General features: G+C 39.5%; 11 protein-coding genes and 6 pseudogenes. 2 read left to right on the plus strand and 15 right to left on the minus strand.

Features of this window, described 5'->3' with window-relative positions; translation table 11 throughout:
- Positions 1-89: 89 nt before the first annotated feature.
- The 4 genes from EZY12_12480 to EZY12_12495 form a co-directional block, all read right to left on the minus strand.
- Positions 90-2384 carry a pentapeptide repeat-containing protein gene (locus EZY12_12480; protein ID QSX70301.1) on the minus strand — a complete coding sequence of 765 codons (2295 nt, stop codon included), beginning with the start codon at positions 2382-2384 and terminating at the stop codon, positions 90-92.
- A 13-nt stretch (positions 2385-2397) separates the two neighbouring features.
- On the minus strand, positions 2398-3393 hold the full coding sequence (locus tag EZY12_12485; GenBank protein QSX70302.1) for a zinc-dependent alcohol dehydrogenase family protein: 996 nt from the start codon (positions 3391-3393) through the stop codon (positions 2398-2400).
- 150 nt (positions 3394-3543) lie between these two features.
- On the minus strand, positions 3544-4209 hold the full coding sequence (locus EZY12_12490; protein QSX70303.1) for a biopolymer transporter ExbD: 666 nt from the start codon (positions 4207-4209) through the stop codon (positions 3544-3546).
- A complete protein-coding gene (locus EZY12_12495) occupies positions 4199-5005 on the minus strand; it encodes a MotA/TolQ/ExbB proton channel family protein (GenBank protein ID QSX70304.1) in 807 nt (268 codons plus the stop codon). The genes EZY12_12490 and EZY12_12495 overlap by 11 nt, the downstream gene beginning before the upstream one ends.
- A gap of 186 nt (positions 5006-5191) precedes the next feature.
- Between EZY12_12495 and EZY12_12500 the strand changes: the two genes are divergently transcribed.
- Positions 5192-5506 carry a DUF1232 domain-containing protein gene (locus tag EZY12_12500; protein ID QSX70305.1) on the plus strand — a complete coding sequence of 105 codons (315 nt, stop codon included), beginning with the start codon at positions 5192-5194 and terminating at the stop codon, positions 5504-5506.
- Between the two features lie 276 nt (positions 5507-5782).
- Here the strand turns inward: EZY12_12500 and EZY12_12505 are convergent, their stop codons facing one another.
- Entirely contained in the window at positions 5783-6013 is a 231-nt protein-coding gene (locus EZY12_12505; GenBank protein QSX70306.1) for a hypothetical protein, read from the minus strand.
- Between the two features lie 123 nt (positions 6014-6136).
- On the opposite strand from EZY12_12505, the gene EZY12_12510 reads away from it, so the two are divergent.
- Positions 6137-7009, plus strand: coding sequence for an S-methyl-5'-thioadenosine phosphorylase (locus tag EZY12_12510; protein QSX70307.1), 873 nt, complete (start codon positions 6137-6139; stop codon positions 7007-7009).
- Between the two features lie 176 nt (positions 7010-7185).
- Here EZY12_12510 and EZY12_12515 read toward each other — a convergent pair whose 3' ends face one another.
- The 10 genes and pseudogenes from EZY12_12515 to EZY12_12560 form a co-directional block, all read right to left on the minus strand.
- Positions 7186-9315, minus strand: a complete 2130-nt coding sequence (locus EZY12_12515; protein QSX70308.1) for a caspase family protein — start codon at positions 9313-9315, stop codon at positions 7186-7188.
- A 77-nt stretch (positions 9316-9392) separates the two neighbouring features.
- The gene (gene sat / locus EZY12_12520) at positions 9393-10574 is read right to left on the minus strand and encodes a sulfate adenylyltransferase (GenBank protein QSX70309.1); all 1182 of its coding nucleotides are present in this window, start codon (positions 10572-10574) and stop codon (positions 9393-9395) included.
- Between the two features lie 73 nt (positions 10575-10647).
- Positions 10648-10931, minus strand: a pseudogene (locus tag EZY12_12525) (DUF2887 domain-containing protein).
- Between the two features lie 317 nt (positions 10932-11248).
- Entirely contained in the window at positions 11249-16861 is a 5613-nt protein-coding gene (locus EZY12_12530; protein ID QSX70310.1) for a hypothetical protein, read from the minus strand.
- Between the two features lie 1629 nt (positions 16862-18490).
- The gene (locus EZY12_12535; protein ID QSX70645.1) at positions 18491-18964 is read right to left on the minus strand and encodes a calcium-binding protein; all 474 of its coding nucleotides are present in this window, start codon (positions 18962-18964) and stop codon (positions 18491-18493) included.
- A pseudogene (locus tag EZY12_12540) lies at positions 18941-19186 on the minus strand (hypothetical protein). The gene EZY12_12535 and the pseudogene EZY12_12540 overlap by 24 nt, the downstream one beginning before the upstream one ends.
- Before the next feature lie 33 nt (positions 19187-19219).
- Positions 19220-20134 (minus strand): annotated as a pseudogene (locus EZY12_12545) (calcium-binding protein).
- 129 nt (positions 20135-20263) lie between these two features.
- Positions 20264-20587: pseudogene (locus tag EZY12_12550) on the minus strand (calcium-binding protein).
- A gap of 228 nt (positions 20588-20815) precedes the next feature.
- A pseudogene (locus tag EZY12_12555) lies at positions 20816-21082 on the minus strand (hypothetical protein).
- A 210-nt stretch (positions 21083-21292) separates the two neighbouring features.
- A pseudogene (locus tag EZY12_12560) lies at positions 21293-21862 on the minus strand (cadherin-like domain-containing protein).
- Positions 21863-21880 lie beyond the last annotated feature (18 nt).

Below are 21880 nucleotides of genomic sequence, written 5' to 3' on the forward strand. Positions count from 1 at the left end.
GGTTTCCCTTTCTCAACCCAACATTATCAAAACTTTGTTGGGTTTGGTCTTCGTTCTACCCAACCTACAATTTTCGTTTTCTATTAGACTTATTTCAAATAAATCAATAGATTTAATCCCGGAATTGTGCGCGAGAGAGTCCAACCAGCGAGAATAATATAAAGTATACCTAAGCTCCATTGATACCAAGCTAAAGTAGAGATAATTCCTGGTAAATGTTCATCTCGTAAACGAATATCATTAAATCCTAATCTCACTAAATTATTCAAACTAAAATCATAATAATTCAGCCAATTCCAGCGTCTATCCCATAATAGCGGCATATATCTTTCCCGAAAACTAGGATTTCTAGGAATAACTGGTAATCTCCCAATTAATAATCTTAGCTGTCTTAATGTTCCATCTTCTCTAAAATAGGAAATATCCATTAAATCATGATAACGTCCTTGTTCATAAAGTTGCCATAATAAAATCCCAGGTAGGGGGAAAATGATAAAGAATAAGCACAGCAAAGTTAACCAAGGACTACCAGAATTACGAAAAATTGCTAACAAACTACCAGATATTAAACAAGTAAAACTAACTAATATACAAACAGTTTCATAATATTTAGGAATAATTGCTACAGGAGACAAACGACGATAGCGATCAACTAACCAAAAGAATACACCAAAACAAGAAATAACTACACCACCTACGCCGAATACTAACCAAAAGTTTGTACCATAACCACTTAATAATAATAACAAACTCAATAACAACCAATTTAAAGATTTAAATAACCACCCACTTAAAACTAGAGGTTCAGTGGCAATAATTCTATCACTTAACTGATTATATATTTCTAAATCCACATCTGCTAAAATCAATAGTTCACTAATATTCCGAAAATATTGGATTTGACGATATTTACTAATCTCAACCGCTTGAGTTGCTGAAAAACCCAAATTTATCAACCTATTAATAGAAGCAGTATTAATATTAATAGCTGTTAACTGATGACTCAATTCAATTAATCTTAAACGTTGTTTTGTATATTCCAACTGATTTGCATCACTAACCTGCTGCTGTAACCGGAAATTTTGACTTAAATTCCGCAAAATATTTTGATTACCTCGTAATGTCGGGACAATCAACTTTCTACCAATTTCTCCCACATTACCTAAAATTTTCGCTTGATTAGAATTAAATACCAACCCGGACACATTTAAAAATGCTCTATCTGCAAACTTGACATCACTAAAATCAGCTTGATTCAGAATACTTGCACTTTGTAAATCGACAGATTGATTAAACTCAGATTCTCGAAAAATTAGCACTTGTTTAAAAATCGTATCTTTCATAAATAAAAATTTATGAAAATTAACTTTATTGAAATTTACTTGATTATTAAAAATTACACTAGAAAAATCAACATTTCCTTGCCAAGAACTACTATTAAACTTAACTACTTGTTGAAATTTTCCTTTTGTAAATTTTGCATCATTACAGAATATATCACCTTGAAAATCAGCAGAATCTAGAAATTTTACTTCTTGAAAATTAGCCTTATCAAAAAAAATACTCCCTTGAAAACTACTAGGAGCGTGAAAAATAGCCCCACTCAAGCTCACAGTTCTACCAAATCTAGATTCATCCCAATTAGTGGATTTTAGAAAATTTGCTCCTTGAGCATTTACAGATTGAAGAAAGAACGTATTAGAGAATTTAACTTCCCCATTAAAACGACTTTCTACCATGATTAAAGCTCCACGAAATACGGAAATACTACTAGAATTATTTGACTGATTATTTAACAAAGATTTACAATCTTTAGAATTAGGAACAGCCTTTGATAAAGACTGCAAACATACAGAACGTAAACCTTCTAACTGTTCCTGTTCAATAGGTGTAAAAATTTGAGCTATACCTTGAGCATAAAGAGGAGTTCTTAAACCCAAATCATTCCCATAAAAATCACCTTCAATTACGGAATTACTCAAATCTAAACCCAAAGCTTTTGCACCAGTTTTTTGCAATTCTTTTCTGAGTAATTGGTAAAAATTATCGCGGAAAACGGCATTTTCAGGACGTAAATCAATTACCATCTTCCTTAAATCTACCGTCAAATTACCATCTCGTAAAATTGGGGCTTTAACCCTTTCTTGTAATAATTCCCAAGTTAAAATTATGGGTTCGTTCTGTACTGCAAAGGTAGGAACAGGAAATAAAAACAAAACCGTAACAAATATACAAATAAACCATATTACCGCGAATTTAGATATGATGCTTTTTCCTAATTCCACAGATAATAAATTTATTTGTTTAACTATGGTTCTTATTTGCCAAAGTGGAGTAAATTCCCATCTTTGTAAATAGCTAAATTGACAAAATAATCTCAACAAATTCCCTACTTAATTATGAATTCAATAAAACAACCTTACCCAACATAGAACCAGCTTCAATTAAAGCGTGTGCTTTGGCTGCTTCCGCTAAAGAAAACGTCTGACTAACTGCAATTTTTAATTTACCTTCATCTATCCAATTAGCGCACTGTTGGAGAATATCTCCATGATGTATTAATGCTTCCACATTTCCTAATAACATTGGTGTGAGCATTAATTCCAAACTAATGCGGAGATTTTTATTTCTAGCAACTTTCCAAACAGTATTAGCTTTGGGTTCAAGAATAGTCACAATATCCCCATAAATTCGCACTGCGGGAAAAGATTTTTCAAAAGTATCACCACCAACAGTATCAAAAACTAAATCTACACCTTCACCATTAGTCCACTCTAATATAGATTCGACAAAATCATTTTCTTGATAAAAAATTACCTTATCAGCACCAATTTGAGTGACAAAATTGGCTTTTTCTGGAGAACTAACTGTAGTTGCTACTTCTGCACCCTTGAGTTTAGCTAATTGAATAGCCACATGACCAACGCCACCCGCACCAGCATGAACTAATACCTTTTCTCCTGGTTCAAGTCTGCCGCGTTCATATAAAGCTTCCCAAGCAGTAATTAAAACCAGAGGTGCTGCTGCTGCTTCGGTGAAAGAAACTGATTTGGGTTTAAAAGCCACAAATCTTTCATCAACAATCGTATATTCAGCATAATTTCCGGGATTTGCACCCAAACCACCATAGCAAAAATATACTTCATCCCCAACGCAAAATTTCTCCACACTACTACCCACAGCTTCCACTATACCCGCACCATCACATCCTAAAATAGCCGGCATTTGTTCCGGGTAAAATGTCCCCCGTTGACGTAACTTAGTATCAATGGGGTTAACACCAGCCGCTAAAATTCTCACTAAAATTTCTTTATTTGCTGGTATGGGTTGGGGAACTTCTTGTAACTCTAAAACTTCCGGTTTACCCGCTGCTGTCATTAATATTGCTTTCATGATTTTTTCTCCTAAATGCAATTATAGAACTAATATTTGAAATCTACGTAGGGTGGGCATTGCCCACCCTACTAAAAATATCCCCATAACTTCCTATAAAATTGAGGAAAGTATGGGGAGAAAATAGCCAAAATTTCTCACAAAATGTTTTTAATTTTGCGGAGAAGAATTATTTGTGCCTGGTGTTACAGGTGTTACAGGTGTTACAGGCAAAGTGTTATTAGGAATTACAGGTAAAGTCCCTGGATTAATTCCGCTCCCTGGTACAGGAAATGGATTTGGATTAGCTGGTGGTAAAGACCTCAAGTTTCCTAGTGGGTTAACTTCTGGGTTGGTAGGATTATTAGGTATGGGAGGAATAGGGAAACTGGGTGCATTCATTCCCGATTGAGATGAACCGGGGATAATTCCCAAAGAAACACGATTTCCGCCTACTTGTCGCAGCAAATCCAATGTTTGAATCACGTCGTTGTAAGTAGCTGTCCGCGACGCATTCAATACTAAAATCCCATCTGGATTTGCTTGGATATATGTCTTTAAACGTGTTTCTAATTCCTCCCGTTTCACAGGTTCTTTTTCTATGTAAATCAACCCAATAGCATCAATTGTTACGGGTAATATCTTGTTTTTACTTTGAGCATTAGCAGCAGAATTTTCACCTGTACTAGCTTTGGGTAAGTTAACATTAATTGCTTGTTGACGAGTAAATTGTAAAGCTGCCAATAGAAAGAATGTCAGAATACAAAAAACAACATCAATTAAGGGGATAATTTGAATCTGAAGGTCTTCACCGGAGTTATCTAGCTTAACTTTCATTTTCTTGTTTTTCTACAGAGTGCAAACTAGAATGATCAATTGTATCATCTGATTCAATTATGTCATCTGCTGAAATTGTCGGTTCTTGAATAACTGTTTTTGATTCTAAGTGAGAAGATGAATCGAAGTTTTCAGGAGTACGTTTTGAGAATTTTCTGGGGTTAATTGTTTTAGGTTCAGGAGGATATTGACGGTAGAGCAGTTCCATTTCATTGCCGGCTTTGTTGAAAACTTTGACTTGGTTAACAACAAAACTTTGAAATAGGCGATAGAATACCAAACTAGCGATCGCTACTATTAATCCTGCTGCTGTACTAATCAGCGATTCCCCGATTCCTGTAGTCACACCGGCTGTAGATTCAGTTCCCAAATCACCAATGCGAATTGAACCCAAGGAATGAATCAAACCGAGAACAGTACCCAACAATCCTAAAAGTGGTGAAAGAGCAATCACAGCCTCTAGCAGTTTTTCACCCCGGCGCATTCCGGCTATCTCGTCGGCTGCGGTTGATTCTAGGGCTAATCTAAAGGTTTCTGGATCACCTTTTTGTAGGCGTAAAGGTGCGTATAAAAATCTGCCAATGGGCTGATTTACCGCTTTTTCCGCGATCGCTTCCGCTATTTCCCAATCTTCACCAGCAGCATCAAGCACACGATTGACGATTTCTTTTTCCTGGGTCAGAATTCTTACCCAGAACCACAGACGTTCAAAAATCACACTTACTGATAGAACGGATAAAACCAGCAAAGGCCACATGGAGGGCCCGCCCTTCTTAAATAAAACTAAAATATCCACTGTGTGGGTTTCCTCTCTCCATTCCTAGTAGTCAAAGCATTTTCATTTTAGAGAGTAATGCAAAACTCACAACATTTTCTCATTAATTACTCAGGAGTAACATCTTCTATACACAATATGACGGTTATTCCCACCGGGAGTTTAGAGGATTATTTGCCAAAATAAAAAAATCACTGGAGGTTAAAAATGAACTTCTCAATTCAATCCCTGTATACATGGTATCGGAACACGCTACGCAATCCTAAATACCGTTGGTGGGTAATTATCGGCACAGTAGCCTATTTAATTAGCCCTTTAGATATTTCTCCAGATTTTATTCCTATTATTGGCCAAATTGATGATGTTTTACTGTTAACTTTATTCGTTTCTGAAGTTTCTAGTTTAGTGCTTGATGGTTGGAAAGCTAAAAAAGGGACTGTAGAAAATAGTACCAGTAATCCAGCTAATCATCCGCCTTCCCCTGGCGAAACTGTGGATGTTGATTCTATCCCTGTTAAATAGTATTACAGTAGGTTGGGTTGACGCTCATGTTACCCAACAAAATCTTGAATAATATTGGGTGATGCCGATGGAAAGTTGAGAATGAAGAGAATAAGGTTCTGAAATTTTAGATTTAGTCAATGATATTTATCAAAAAGTTCGTGAGTTACGCCGAATATCTTCATTATGTTGAATGGTATAACCCTGGAATCTAAATCTAAAAATCCAAAAAGTTTTTGCAATTTAATCTGCTGAATGTGGGTTACATAATTTTCTTGATTTATCCAGCCATAAAAATTAATCTACTACTTTAATAAATCCACTGCATAACCCGTCAAATACACGGGTGATTTGTTTACGTTCATCTTCGTCTAATTCTTCTTTTGATAGGAGAGTAGACATGAGTAGCTGCTGATCTTGTCTAGTAATTCTGCGAATAGAAAATATGCGTTGCAATACCGTTTCCAATAGCATTTGACCTGAATTACTATTATCGCCTATCAAACTAAGGTATATTAATTTAGACATTTTTTGTACTCGTATCTCTACGGAATTGTCAAAAATAAGTATTTTTATATTTTGTGCATCTTTAATTAAGAAGATTTCCAGTAAAATTACTTGTTAGTTCAATTAATCATCGGTTGATAATTTATGACAGTAGCTAGAATTGGGATCATTGGTGGAAGTGGTTTGTATAATATGGAAGCACTGAAAAATGTGGAAGAAATAGAAGTTTCCACACCTTTTGGTTCACCGTCAGATGCAATTATTCTGGGAACTTTAGAAGAAACAAGAGTTGCCTTTTTAGCGCGTCATGGTCGTAATCATACCCTGTTACCTTCAGAGTTGCCGTTTCGGGCGAATATTTACGCAATGAAGCAGTTAGGTGTGGAATACTTAATCTCTGCAAGTGCTGTGGGTTCTTTGAAGGCTGAAGCTAAACCCCTAGATATGGTAATTCCCGATCAGTTTATTGATCGAACTAAGAATCGTGTTTCTACGTTTTTTGGTGAGGGGATTGTGGCACATATTGCTTTTGGTGAGCCGATTTGCCACAATTTAGCTAAGGTTTTGGCTGAAGCGATCGCATCTTTAAGTTTACCAGATGTTACATTACATCAGGGTGGTATTTACGTATGTATGGAAGGCCCCGCATTTTCCACCAAGGCTGAATCTCATCTCTATCGCAGTTGGGATGCAACGGTAATTGGCATGACAAATGTACCTGAAGCGAAGTTAGCACGGGAAGCAGAAATTGCTTATGCAACGTTGGCGCTGGTGACAGATTATGATTGCTGGCATCCAGATCATGATGGTGTGACGGTGGAAATGGTGATTGGTAATTTACATAAAAATGCGGCAAATGCTCAAAAGGTAATTCAAGAAACTGTGAAGCGCTTGAGTGCAAATCCCCCTGTTAGTGAGGCTCATTCGGCTTTGAGGTATGCAATTTTAACTAATTTGGAGAAAGCACCGGCAGCAACGAAAGAAAAGCTAAGTTTGTTATTAGACAAGTATTTGTAAAAATATCTTTGTCTAGAAAACTGGGGCTATTTAAATCAAGCCTGCTTATGCAGGCTGAAGTTTTTTACCTTTGAGTGCTTTTTTAAGAAAGAGAATAAACGAACCACTCCAGGCACAGAGAAAAGAAGATAGAGAAGTAAGTGTCATCTACATATATAGAATACCGCATTGCGTGTTTACACTACTTGAAAACTAAAATTCAAACTTGCCCAATTATTGACATCCAAAATATAGGCATCATTAGCAGTAACATTAATATCTGTTGTTACCTGACTAGCATTATGTAAATCTTGTAATAAGGCTTGGGCAACTTCTAAAGGATTGACAATGGGACTAATAGCTTGTTGATCTGTGGTGGGATATTTAGCGATCGCTAATGCCGTGAGAGTTTCCTTAAATGGTGCTGTACTCAGAATAATTTGGTGTTCACAAAAGGTATAACGAGTAGGAAGCAACCAACCAGCTATCGGGTGATTTTCTGGGATTTTGAGAGTTTTACCACCAGGAATGAGAATTTCTATTAACTGAGGTTTTGTAGGTGGAATATCAGTCTCTGGAAAAACTTCCCAAGGATAAAAAGCAAAGGCATTTTGATTATTATTTAAACCTACTAAAATTAAATATACAGGGCGATCGCTCAAATTTTCAATTTTATATTGCAAGCGACTACCTACGGGAATTGTCGGCATAGCTATTTCGTCATAGCTAGGTGTTTGCCAAGTATTATCTTTACTAGCAGTTCCTAAAGTGTCCCTCACCATAAAAACTCGGGGTAAAACGTTATTAACAATCTCTAAAGTCGCCCTCACTGGTAAACGCGAAGAACCTTTGTTTTCTGTAAGTTGCCACAACTTTGATGCTAACAAAGTCGAAAATGTTGGTTTTAATCGCTGTACAGCCACTTTCACCGCTTCCCCAACTTCCCCAATAGTATTAATAATCAGTTCACCACCCAAGCAAAACAGACCATAACGGCTGGGTAATTGGGCAACTTTACCAAACACATAATCAGCAGTTTCTTCTATAGTAGTAATATTCGCAATGCGGCTAATCCCTGAAAAAATACTAGTAGCATCTACCCGTTCAATTCTTTCCAAACCCTGATCTAAAGCCACATTAATATGAATATTTCGGGGTAATACACGCACAACTTCTTGAACTAATTGCCCCACTGAAGGTAAGTTAGTAATTTCTTTACTTGTAAATTGGGCTTTAGCGATTAATCCATTCCGTGATCTGATAATTAATTCCTCTCCCGTATCCAGAATTAAACGAGAATTTACCCCATAATTTGTCAGCACTTGGGGAGGTAATCCTCCTAGCCATAACTGGATAGTTTTTCCATCCTCTTCTATAGCTTTAACTACACCAATACTTCTTAAATTATCAATAGGGAAATAATTAGTAACTAAAGTATTTTGAGATTTGTTTTGCTCACTTAATAAACTTGGTTGTTGTTTTCCACCTAGCTGATACATGGAAGTAGCAACACTAGAAAGAAACACTTGGATGGTTTTAGCAGGGATAGTTTCCCACAAATATTGAGTTAAAGCATAAGTCAATAATCCCGCAGTCCAATTAGAAAAAATAAATTCTCCGGCTTGCTGATTTAGTTCTGAAGTAGCATTGATAATTAGAGGATTATTAGGGGATGCTTGCTGATTTTTTAGTTGCGATAGAAATTCTAATTCTGCTATTTGTAAAGTTGCTGTTGATAATTCTGGACGGCTACGAGATTTTAAACCAGTGAGTTTTAATTCACGAGGATGATAATAACTAGTATCTAATATTGCTGTAACTTGATTTGTAGGGAGCGATCGCAATAATAATAACAGCGTTTCTTCTAATAAATAATTAACAGATTTTGTCCCTAGTAAATTATTTTCATCAACAGGAACTATGGCATTTTGGAATATTCCCCCTCCCAAATTCATGCGAGTACCATAACCGGAAAAATGGAAAATCACCACATCTCCAGATTTGGCTTGCTTACCCAAGTGATCTAAAAAAGCATTTTCAATAAATTGTCTGCTGGCTTGTTCATCAGTTAAAGTTAGAATATCTGATGCTACAAAGCCACAGCGATTAATTAACAATTCTGTTTGCAATTCCACATCAGTTACACAACCACCAAGGGCAGGACTTTGTGGATACTGATTAATACCTATCAGTAATGCTAACTTACGCTGGTTAGATTGTGCTAAAGCTTGGTAATAGGGATTCCCCAAACTTAACCACTCAGTTTCCGCTAACCCCAATGCCGCTAATAAGCCGCTAATCTTTTGTAAAAACCTACGCCGTTTCATAATTAACAGTCAGACTCCAGCCTACTAGCTAATAGCTTAAAGGCTAAAGTCCGGAGAGTAAAGTTTCTAATTTTAAACTAAACTAAGACAGGTGCAATTTTCATAGCCCTTGTCAACTCTGCCGCTACCTCTGGACGAGAAAATTCTGGTGGTGGTAACTCACCCCGACGTAACATTTCCCGTACCTTTGTTCCAGACAAGTGAACCCGTTCCTCTGGTTTGCTAGGGCTGGTTTTAGTTGTAGCCATTTGTTTGGTGCGCTTACAGTAGAAAGCGTGTTCAAACTTCATAGGCACAATCCCCAACTCTTCAGCGGTAAACTCATCAAATATATACTGAGCGTCATAAGTGCCGTAGTAGTCACCTACACCAGCATGATCACGTCCCACTATAAAATGTGTACAGCCGTAATTTTTTCTGACTAAAGCATGGAAAATTGCTTCTCTAGGACCAGCATAACGCATTGCAGCCGGGTTAATTGCCAAAATGACTCTATCTACAGGGTAATAGTGTTCTAGTAAAATTTCATAACAACGCATCCGCACATCAGCAGCGATGTCATCTTCTTTAGTTGCCCCTACCAGTGGGTGCAAAAAGAGACCATCTACAGTTTCTAGAGCGCACTTTTGAATATATTCATGGGCGCGGTGGATAGGATTACGAGTTTGGAAACCAACAATTGTTTTCCAACCTTTTTCTCGAAACATTTCCCGTGAAGCCGCAGGATCAATTTGATAGCTGGGAAAATGGGGATGAGAGTCACGTTGTAATAACCAGATATCACCAGCCAGGTTAATAGAACCTTGGTTATAAACTACCTGCACCCCAGGATGTTTAGCATCATCAGTGCGATAAACATTGATGGCTTCGTGTTGTTTGTCGTAAGTATACTTTTGGGTCAGTTCCAATACCCCAATAAACTCGCCGTTGGAGTTATCCAGACGGACTAAACCGCCTGTTTGTAGAGGGGTTGCTACTGCTTCAGTGACAGACAGTGTAATCGGAATTGACCAGACAATACCGTTAGCTAACCGCATTTCGGTTACTACTCGGTTGTAGTCTGCTTGGTTCATGAAACCTTTAAGAGGACTAAAACCACCAATGGCAATCATTTCTAAATCAGAAACTGCTCGCTCATCAAGTTCCACACGCGGTAAAAAGTCAGCTTTAGAGATAAATATTTCTCTTTGTGCTGAAGAAGCAACCCGGTTAATTAACTCTCCACCGTGGGGGGCAATGGCATCTGGATGGTAACTCAACGTAGTTTTTCCCTAATTGTTGCAAACTATGTATATAAGTTATCAAATTGTTGGGACAAAAACTTAAATTTCTCTAAAATTTTTTCCCTTGCCGGTCGGAAAGGGTGAGATTGGGAAAATCAGTAAGTCCAAATCTTTTTTCGCCAGACAATACTATTTTAAAATCTTCAGAATAATTAACCGTAGATAATAAAAAGAGTAAAACCCTTAAAATACCATTAAATCTAAATGCTTTTCCTTGACTTCTACTGATGTAAATTGATAGCGTTTGGCTTTCTTTAATGGTTGACCAATTAGTTCAAACAATAGACTATGAAAGGTTAAAAATAACTGATAGAAAATGGTGTCAGTTCGCACGGAATTATTTTTTTATAGGCTGCATTTCTGCATTTAATTGGGTTACACCTAGCCTCTAATAATAACATAGAAATCAATATTTTGCACTCATGGAGCGAGAAGCAAGCTAGGTTTCGTCGCTGTAGCCTTCTTTGTTTTCGCTATGCTCAAAGACAATTTGGGCTACGCAACTCAACTCACGCGTATTCATGAGCCAGTGCTGTAGACGGGTTTCCCGTCGCAGGCGACTGGCATCCCCACGCTCCGGTATAGTGAGACGTGGGGATTCTGCTGATTAAGCTAACCAGATGTTTTCATCTGGTTAGTCTCCTAAAAAATTAGCTGAAGAAGAAATTAGCACCAAACAAGTTTTGATTTACATCAGCGCTGGTAAAGCCAGATGTACCAGATAAAGTAACTAACAATGAACCTGTTGTCCCAAAACCAGTATTACCAGTAATACCATCGCTAACTCGTAATTGGGTACTTGTTCCAGATGTAATTACATCAATATTGGTAATGCCAGTGAACTTTAGTTGATCACCCAAAACAGTTCGCTCAAATTGGTAAATAGTATCTGCACCATTACCAGAGGCATAATTGACAATATCAACAGCACCATCATGCAAACCTAAGTAGAGGGTATCATTACCCAAACCACCTGTAAAGGTATCTGCACCACTGCCACCATTTAGGATATTGATACCAGCATTACCTGTAATGATGTTATTCAAGCTGTTGCCAGTACCATTAATACTGCCAATACCAGTTAAAGTCAGGTTTTCAACGTTATCACTCAATGTATAGGTAACACTGGAGTTTACAGTATCAGTACCTTCGTTCAATAACTCAAAAACGTTATCACTGGCATTATCCACAATGTAAGTATCATCACCAGCACCACCAATCAGATTGTCTGCTCCAGTACCACCATTGAGGATATTATTACCGCTGTTACCAGTTAAGGTGTTATTGAGGGTATTACCAGTCCCATTCAGATTGTTAATCCCTGTGAGGACTAGGTTTTCTACATTGGTTGCCAGTGTATAAGTTACAGATGATTGAACAGTATCTATTCCAGCATTAGCAGCTTCAGTCACAACATCATCAACAGAATCAACGATGTAAGTGTCATTTCCTGCACCACCAATCAGGGTATCGTTACCGACCCCTCCGTCAAGAATGTTACTGCCAATGTTAGCAGTAATGATGTTATTCAAACTGTTGCCAGTACCATTAACACTGCCACCACCAGTTAAAGTCAGGTTTTCAACGTTATCACTCAATGTATAGGTAACACTGGAGTTCACAGTATCAGTACCTTTGTTATCTAACTCAACAACGGTATCACTGGTATTATCCACAATGTAAGTATCATTACCATCATCACCAATCAAGGTATCTGCTCCAGTACCACCATTGAGGATATTATTACCGCTGTTACCAGTTAAGGTGTTATTGAGGGTATTACCAGTCCCATTCAGATTATTAATCCCTGTGAGGACTAGGTTTTCTACATTGGTTGCCAGTGTATAAGTTACAGATGATTGAACAGTATCTATTCCAGCATTAGCAGCTTCAGTAATGGTATTGGTTAAGGTACTAATGATATAAGTATCATTACCAGCACCACCTGCTAGAATATTTGTTCCCGCCCCACCATCAAGGGTATCGTTACCAGCACCACCAGTAATAGTGTCATTACCTGTGCTACCAGTAGCGTTGAGATTTCCCAAGAAGTTAGCAAAATTGAAGCTCTCAAAGTTTTGAACTACCAGTCCTGAAATACCGCTTAATTGATTGCTAGTATTGGCAACATTCAATGTTAAAGCGGTTGATGCTATTCCACCAGATATTACTAAGGTATCTGTTCCGTCTCCACCATCGAAAAGGTCATTTTGTCCAGCGTTAGCAACAGTTGAGGTGATAGTATCATTACCTGCTTTACCGAAGATGCGATCTGGGTTAGTAGTAGCTATGAGACTATTGTTACCACTTGTACCATTGATTAAATTGTAGACGGTTAAAGCGATCGCTTTACTATCAGTCAACGCACCACCACTGCCCGTATTGCCCTGATCATTTACAGAAAGATTAATGGTGTCATTACCAAAGAAACCAAAATTACTGCGATAAGACAAGTTATTCAGTGCAGTATTAATAGCACTCAGTGAACCACTAAAGTTCATATATGTGTCTTGATTTCCATCACCTACTGCAAAGTTCAGCCCGCTAGTTGAACCAAGAGTCGCTGAACCATCATTGAGAGCAAGAGTTACTTGCAAAGAACTATTGCCTGCATCTACATCTGTTAAACTAATACCCGAAATAATTTGGCTAATGTTGGAATTTGCTGTTTGGGTAGCTGGTGCTATCAACACAGGTGCTTCGTTGACATCATTAAGGGTGACAGTGAAAGTTTTATCAGTGTAGAGTCCACTTGAATCTGTTGAGCGTACCTTGATGTTGTAGTTGTTCTTAGCTTCATAGTTGAGAGAAGCATTGGACTGGAGTTGATTTCCGACAATCTGAAAAGCTGTATTATCCGCGTAGTTTGTGTCATCAACTAAGGTATAGGTGAAGGAATCATCTACATTCGGATCAGTAGTGTTGAAATTGCCAATTACAGTCCCAGTATTAACATTCTCATTGACACTGAAGGAACTGAGACTAATCTCTGTTGGAGGGAGTTCATCATTAACAATTGTTAGTACAGCGTTGGGTTGATTCGTTCCTACTAAACTGCCTGTACTAGGATTGGTTAAAGTGAGGTTGACAGTTTCATTACTTTCTACATTCGTATCTCCGGCAACTGAAATCTGTACATCCTTGTAAGTTTCACCAGGAGCGAATGTAACGGTAATTGGACTATTGATGTAGTCTGCTTGGTAAGATTTGTAGGTATCTGGATTGAAAAGTGCTTGTAATTGACCACCTTCTACCAATTCCCCAGAAATACCGTAGTGTGCTTGGGTATTCAACAAGAACCAACCGGGACCGAGGATATCTTGAGCATCAATAATCCCAGAAGATTCTTCATCGTTGCTGAACGGTGCAGTTGCTGCAACCCCAATATCACCAAAGCGGGCTGGATCATGTTTAGCCAAAAGTTTCAAGCTATCAGTAGCGATGTCGTACTGCCAAATTTTGCCGTTGTGAGCAGCACCCCCCACATCTTCCTGGAGCAAAATGTGACCATATTTATCAACAGTCATGTTGTCGAACATATTGCCACCCTCAGTACCATCGAGCAACATATCAATGGTACCGCCAGCATCAGGATTGGTAATATCGCTGAAATTCAAGCGCCAGAGGCGAGTACGACCAATCTGACTACCAATACCGTCGTTCACGTCATCACGACGGTCTGTGGTGACAAAAAAGTATTGACTAGGATTAAGGGGATTCCATGCACCATCTTCGGGACGTGAGAAGGCGGTTGAGGCTGTACCACTAAGAGTGAAGGCTGTGCCACTGGTGATATTGGTAGCGCGGGTTGTGGTGTTGACAATTTCCGCAGGGCTGCCTGTTACATTCACAAACTTGAGAATGCCATTAGTTAAACCAGCTTTATCAATCTCAGTGCCAGTGTTCGTCTTTGTGCCGACATAAACTGCTAGGGATTGGCTCATGATGCCCGTACCACCATCATTGTTGCCGATAACGATGGTCTTATCTTGGACATAAGGATTGGCCAGGGCGTTTTCCCAACCACCAACACCTGTTAAACCAGAGCCATTGGTGCTGAGATTGAACTTGCCAAGGACATAAGTATTTCCTTTGTTAGCACCAGTAGCGACTATGGCTAGTTGATAACCATTACTACCACCTTCTTCCCCACTCATAAAAATCCGTTCTTGAGAGCCGAGTCCAGTTGCAGCGTTGTAGTAAGCTGTGGGATTCGCCAAATCAGCAGAGCAGAAGCGGTTAAAGTTGATGATGCTAGTGGTGGTGTTGGATTGCTGGTTGGAAGCATCCCAGTTGTAGACATTTTTGATCAGATCATCGCCACTGACAACTGATAAATCGGACTTGTTAATTATCCAACTAGAAACGAATGCTCCTTTACCACCGTGAGCGCGGGTAATGCCAGATGTACTGCCAATTTCTTGGTTCATCAATAAGGTGAATGTGCCATTACCATTGTCGAAGGCTCCCAAACCATCGGGAATACCTACCATCTTATAGGGTGTGCCGTCTGATTTGTTGTTGACTGAATCTCCAACTGTGAAGATGGAGGTTAAATTCACACCTGACCCTGGTGTTGTGGGGATGATGTAAGGGGTTGCAGAACTGCTTAGTCCTTTGATTGTGTCTTGGGTGGGAGCAGTAGCACTACCTTTAGCTGTACCATCAGTCAATTGTAGTGTTACTGTGTCTGTACCAGTAGTATTGCCTGTGCGAGTTACTCTGACAGTGGCATTGGTGTTGAAACCAGAGGTATTACCTTCCACAGTGGCATAATTAGCATTATCAAAATTGAAGGTAGCAAATGAATTTTGATAAGCATTATAGGTGTCAGGATTGAAAAGCGCTTGTAATTGACCACCTTCTACCAATTCCCCAGTAATACCGTAATGTGCCTGGGTGTTGAGTAAGAACCAACCTGGACCCAAGATATCTTGAGCATCAATAATCCCAGAAGATTCTTCATCGTTGCTGAACGGTGCAGTTGCTGCAACCCCAATATCACCAAAGCGGGCAGGATCATGTTTAGCCAAAAGTTTCAAGCTGTCAGTAGCGATGTCGTACTGCCAAATTTTGCCGTTGTGAGCAGCACCCCCCACATCTTCCTGGAGCAAAATATGACCATATTTATCAACAGTCATGTTGTCGAACATATTGCCACCCTCAGTACCATCGAGCAACATATCAATGGTACCGCCAGCATCAGGATTGGTAATATCGTTGAAATTCAAGCGCCAGAGGCGGGTACGACCAATCTGAGTACCAATACCGTCGTTCACGTCATCACGACGGTCTGTGGTGACAAAAAAGTATTGACTAGGATTAAGGGGATTCCATGCGCCGTCTTCGGGACGTGAGAAAGCGGTTGAGGCTGTACCACTAAGAGTGAAGGCTGTGCCACTGGTGATATTGGTAGCGCGGGTTGTGGTGTTGACAATTTCCGTAGGGCTGCCTGTTACATTCACAAACTTGAGAATGCCATTAGTTAAACCAGCTTTATCAATCTCAGTGCCAGTGTTCGTCTTTGTGCCGACATAAACTGCTAGGGATTGGCTCATGATGCCCGTACCACCATCATTGTTGCCGATAACGATGGTCTTATCTTGGACATAAGGATTGGCCAGGGCGTTTTCCCAACCACCAACACCTGTTAAACCAGAGCCATTGGTGCTGAGATTGAACTTGCCAAGGACATAAGTATTTCCTTTGTTAGCACCAGTAGCGACTATGGCTAGTTGATAACCATTACTACCACCTTCTTCCCCACTCATAAAAATCCGTTCTTGAGAGCCGAGTCCAGTTGCAGCGTTGTAGTAAGCTGTGGGAGTCGCCAAATCAGCAGAGCAGAAGCGGTTAAAGTTGATGGTGCTAGTGGTGGTGTTGGATTGCTGGTTGGAAGCATCCCAGTTGTAGACGTTTTTGATCAGATCATCGCCACTGACAACTGATAAATCGGACTTGTTAATTATCCAACTAGAAACGAATGCTCCTTTACCACCGTGAGCGCGGGTAATGCCAGATGTACTGCCAATTTCTTGGTTCATCAATAAGGTGAATGTGCCATTACCATTGTCGAAGGCTCCCAAACCATCGGGAATACCTACCATTTTATAGGGTGTGCCGTCTGGTTTGTTGTTGACTGAATCTCCAACTGTGAAGATGGAGGTTAAATTCACACCTGATGCAATGGGAACAATATAAGATGTTGCAGAACTGCTTGGTCCTTGGATTAACGCTTGGTTGGGAGCAGTATTACTTGGCATTTTTAAGTAGTCCTTGAATGTTGCAATAGTGAATACGTAAAAATTAAAGCTAGAGAAAGTTATAATGATGGCTCAATGGCTTAATATTCGGTAATTTGCCAATAGACAAACCTGTATTAAAGTCTATAGTAAAAATCAGTGATGAAGGTTAAGGTCTATTTAGCAATTATTTAAGATTGTTTATATTTTGTATTATTTAAATCCCCGACTTTTTCAAGAAGTCGGGGATCTGGCGGCTTTAATGCAGTTTGTTGAGGACTATAAAGTTACCAAAGGGTATAAATCGCGCTTTCAAGTAACCTACTTGGTATGGGAAACGAGTTAAGGGGTTTACACCGTAAACCCCTACGACTGACAAATTAAGGAATATGAATTAAATAAAGTGCAAAAGTAGGGTGTGTTAGCGACAGCGTAACGCACCATTTCAGGTGAAGTGCGGAATGTGGGATTAAATTTGCGTTCCTTACCTGCTTAAATCAAATAATTAAGCCGTTTTGAGTATAGATCCCCGACTTCTTGAAGAAGTCGGGGATCTGGCGGCTTTAATGCAGTTTGTTGAGGACTATAAAGTTACCAAAGGGTATAAATCGCGCTTTCAAGTAACCTACTTGGTATGGGAAACGAGTTAAGGGGTTTACACCGTAAACCCCTACGACTGACAAATTAAGGAATATGAATTAAATAAAGTGCAAAAGTAGGGTGTGTTAGCGACAGCGTAACGCACCATTTCAGGTTAAGTCAGAATTGCAGGTTATTAAATTTGCGTTCCTTACCTGCTTAAATCCAATAATTAAGCCGTTTCGAGTATAGATCCCCGACTTCTTGAAGAAGTCGGGGATCTGGCGGCTTTAATGCAGTTTGTTGAGGACTATAAAGTTACCAAAGGGTATAAATCGCGCTCTCAAGTAACCTACTTGGTATGGGAAACGAGTTAAGGGGTTTACACCGTAAACCCCTACGACTGACAAATTAAGGAATATGAATTAAATAAAGTGCAAAAGTAGGGTGTGTTAGCGACAGCGTAACGCACCATTTCAGGTTAAGTCAGAATTGCAGGTTATTAAATTTGCGTTCCTTACCTGCTTAAATCCAATAATTAAGCCGTTTCGAGTATAGATCCCCGACTTCTTGAAGAAGTCGGGGATCTGGCGGCTTTAATGCAGTTTGTTGAGGACTATAAAGTTACCAAAGGGTATAAATCGCGCTCTCAAGTAACCATAAGAATGTCACTGTCGGAATATAAAAACTTGAAACTCTTATTCATCAAGGCTTTTACTGATTTAACAAGGTTTTGTTTTTTCTATGAGAAATAAAATGTTGAAACCTTGAACAAATCTAGATTTCAAAATTAGGGAATAATTTTTTCCTACCTGGATCGACAAAAAACGAGTAATTATACTGCGAACGGTTCATAGTTTAACCAAATATGAAACCCCTCTTGTAAACCTCTCCCTGACCCTCCCCTACAAGGGAGGGAAAAGGAGCAGCTTTTATGATTGGAGAGGCTTTGAACTTGGTTGTTTGTATGATAAAAAAGTCCAGCTTCTAGCCGTTTTGAGTATAACCAAGTAGCAAGATATGTTGATCCCATTTTGGGAATGGCTAGGCTTTGCCTAGCCAAATTAGCAATTAAACAGTCAGAAAATTGCTAGTGATGAGAGTTGTGGTATTGAAACCAGTTAAAGTTGCGAGAACTTCATTAGTAGAAGTTAACAGGATGTTGTTACCAGAGAAAGACAGTTGACCAAAGGTTAAACCTCCTGACAAACCAATCTTGTCATTCTTAACAACAAAATCAGTAAAGGTATCTGTTCCTTGCCCAGCAGCAATCACGAAGGTATCATTGCCATTACCACCAGTGAGGATATCGTTGCCAACACCACCAGAGAGGATGTTATTGCCAGCGTTGCCAATAATGGTGTTATTCAAGCTGTTACCAGTACCATTAATACTGCTACTGCCAGTTAAAGTCAGGTTTTCTACGTTCTCACTCAATACATAAGTAACACTGGTACTAACAGTATCAGTACCTCCGTTCAATGACTCAAAAACGCTATCATTGGCATTATCCACAATGTAGATATCATTACCAGCACCACCCATCAGGATATCTGCTCCAGTACCACCATTGAGGGTGTTATTACCACTGTTGCCAGTCAGGGTGTTATTGAGGGTATTACCAGTTCCATTCAGGTCGGTAGTTCCTGTAAGAACTAGGTTTTCTACATTGGTTGCCAGTGTGTAAGTTACAGATGATTGAACAGTATCTAATCCAGCATTAGCAGCTTCGCTAATGGTATTAGTTAAGGTACTAATGATATAAATATCATCACCAACACCACCTGCTAGAGTATTTGTTCCTGCACCACCATCAAGGGTATCGTTACCAGCACCACCATTGACAGTATCATTGCCATCATCACCATTGAGAGCATTGTTACCACTATTACCAGTGAGGATGTTATTGAGGCTATTGCCTGTGGCATCAATATTATCAGTACCTGAGAGGGTAAGATTTTCTAGTTCTGCACCTAATCCCCAACTAATACTAGCGTTGACAGTATCAGTACCCTCTCCTGCGAACTCAGTCACAACATCATTAACAGAATCAACGATGTAAGTGTCATTTCCTGTGCCACCAATGAGACTATCGTTACCAATACTACCATTGAGGGTGTTATTACCACTGTTGCCAGTCAGGGTGTTATTGAGGGTATTACCAGTTCCATTCAGGTTGTCAGTCCCTGTAAGAACTAGGTTTTCTACATTGGTTGCCAGTGTGTAAGTTACAGATGATTGAACAGTATCTACTCCAGCATTAGCAGCTTCGGTAATGGTATTAGTTAAGGTACTAATGATATAAGTATCATCACCAACACCACCTCGTAGAGTATTTGTTCCTGCACCACCATCAAGGGTATCGTTACCAGCATCACCATTGAGAGTATCATTGCCATTATCACCATTGAGAGCATTGTTACCACTATTACCAGTGAGGATGTTATTGAGGCTATTGCCTGTGGCATCAATATTATCAGTACCTGAGAGGGTAAGATTTTCTAGTTCTGCACCTAATCCCCAACTAATACTAGCGTTGACAGTATCAGTACCCTCTCCTGCTAACTCAGTCACAACATCATTAACAGAATCAACGATGTAAGTGTCATTTCCTGTGCCACCAATGAGAGTGTCGTTACCAATACTACCATTGAGAATATTATTGCCAGTGTTGCCAGTAATGATGTTATTCAAGCTGTTGCCAGTACCATTAATACTGCCACTGCCAGTTAAAGTCAGGTTTTCTACGTTCGCACTCAATGTATAAGTAACACTGGTGCTAACGGTATCAGTACCTCCGTCAAATAACTCAGAAACGCTATCATTGACATTATCCACAATGTAGATATCATTACCAGCATCACCCATCAGGGTATCTGCTCCAGTACCACCATTGAGGATGTTATTACCACTGTTACCAGTTAAGGTGTTACTGAGGGTATTACCAATTCCATTCAGGTTGTCAGTCCCTATAAGCTCCAGGTTTTCTACATTGGTTGCCAGTGTGTAATCTATAGATGATTGAACAGTATCTACTCCAGCATTAGCAGCTTCGGTAATGGTATTAGTTAAGGTACTAATGATATAAGTATCATTACCTTTACCACCTACTAGAATATTTGTTCCTGCACCACCATCAAGGGTATCGTTACCAGCACCCGCAGTAATAGTGTCATTGCCTGTGCTACCAGTAGCGTTGAGATTTCCCAAGAAGGTAGCAAAATTGAAGCTCTCAAAGTTTTGAACTACCAGTCCTGAAATACCGCTTAATTGATTGCTAGTAGTGGCAACATTCAATGTTAAATCGGTTGATGCTGTTCCTTCAGATATTACTAAGGTATCTGTTCCGTCTCCACCATCGAAAAGGTCATTTTGTCCAGCGTTAGCAACAGTTGAGGTGATAGTATCATTACCTGCTTTACCGAAGATGCGATCTGGGTTAGTAGTAGCTATGAGACTATTGTTACCACTTGTACCATTGATTAAATTGTAGACGGTTAAAGCGATCGCTTTACTATCGGTTAACGCACCACCACTACCTGTATTGCCCTGATCATTCACAGAAAGAGTAATGGTGTCATTACCAAAGAAATCAAAATTACTGCGATAAGACAAGTTATTCAGTGCAGTATTAATAGCACTCAGTGAACCACTAAAGTTCATATATGTGTCTTGATTTCCATCACCTACTGCAAAGTTCAGCCCGCTAGTTGAACCAAGAGTCGCTGAACCATTATTGAGAGCAAGAGTTACTTGCAAAGAACTATTGCCTGCATCTACATCTGTTAAGCTAATACCCGCAATAATTTGACTAACGTTAGAATTTGCTGTTTGCGTAGTTGGTACTATTAACACAGGTGCATCATTAACTGCTGTCACCGCAAAGGATTGAGTTGCATTTACAGAACCACCTTGACCATCAACTACTGTGTAAGCAAGGTTCACAGTGCCGTTAAAGTTAGCTGTAGGGTTGAAGGTGTAAGTGCCGTTATTGTTAACGAGTGTGCCGTTAGTAGCAGTTAAACCAGTTACAGCCAGGGTGCCTCCATCTACATCACTGAATCCGGTCAAGAGATTAGCAACGTTGATGGTGTAAACTGTGTCTTCTGTTCCTGCTGTCAATGTAGCATTTGCAGTTCCTGTGGGTGGTTGATTCGGATTTGCAATCTTTCCAGGAGAGCCAATTAGTTGACTTGTTACAGCACTAGCACCAGTGCCAACGGTATCGGTAATACCATAAGCACCCTTAGTTCCGACGATACTCAGGGTCGAAATTGTGGTGTTGGCCAGACCGACTGAATTATCAAAGGTGGGGAATGTTCCTGTTGGCGATGCGCCAAAGCTAACTCCTGTAATCTTCGTACCAGAAGGGTTAAAGAGATTCACCGCATCGCCACCGGTACTTAGACCCACGCCCGATCCAGTGTAGTTGCCGATTTGCAGTCCAGCGGGTTGGTTTCC

The organism is Dolichospermum sp. DET69 (assembly GCA_017355425.1).
In the GTDB taxonomy this organism is placed as follows: Bacteria; Cyanobacteriota; Cyanobacteriia; order Cyanobacteriales; family Nostocaceae; genus Dolichospermum.

Excerpts from the sequence above, each read along its gene's own strand:
- EZY12_12515 (QSX70308.1), bottom strand. The coding sequence starts at position 9,315 with ATGAAACGGCGTAGGTTTTTACAAAAGATTAGCGGCTTATTAGCGGCA.
- EZY12_12485 (QSX70302.1), bottom strand. The coding sequence starts at position 3,393 with ATGAAAGCAATATTAATGACAGCAGCGGGTAAACCGGAAGTTTTAGAG.
- EZY12_12505 (QSX70306.1), bottom strand. The coding sequence starts at position 6,013 with ATGTCTAAATTAATATACCTTAGTTTGATAGGCGATAATAGTAATTCA.
- EZY12_12510 (QSX70307.1), top strand. The coding sequence starts at position 6,137 with ATGACAGTAGCTAGAATTGGGATCATTGGTGGAAGTGGTTTGTATAAT.
- EZY12_12530 (QSX70310.1), bottom strand. The coding sequence starts at position 16,861 with ATGCCAAGTAATACTGCTCCCAACCAAGCGTTAATCCAAGGACCAAGC.
- EZY12_12490 (QSX70303.1), bottom strand. The coding sequence starts at position 4,209 with ATGAAAGTTAAGCTAGATAACTCCGGTGAAGACCTTCAGATTCAAATT.
- EZY12_12500 (QSX70305.1), top strand. The coding sequence starts at position 5,192 with ATGAACTTCTCAATTCAATCCCTGTATACATGGTATCGGAACACGCTA.
- EZY12_12535 (QSX70645.1), bottom strand. The coding sequence starts at position 18,964 with ATGGGTGGTGCTGGTAATGATATCTACATTGTGGATAATGCCAATGAT.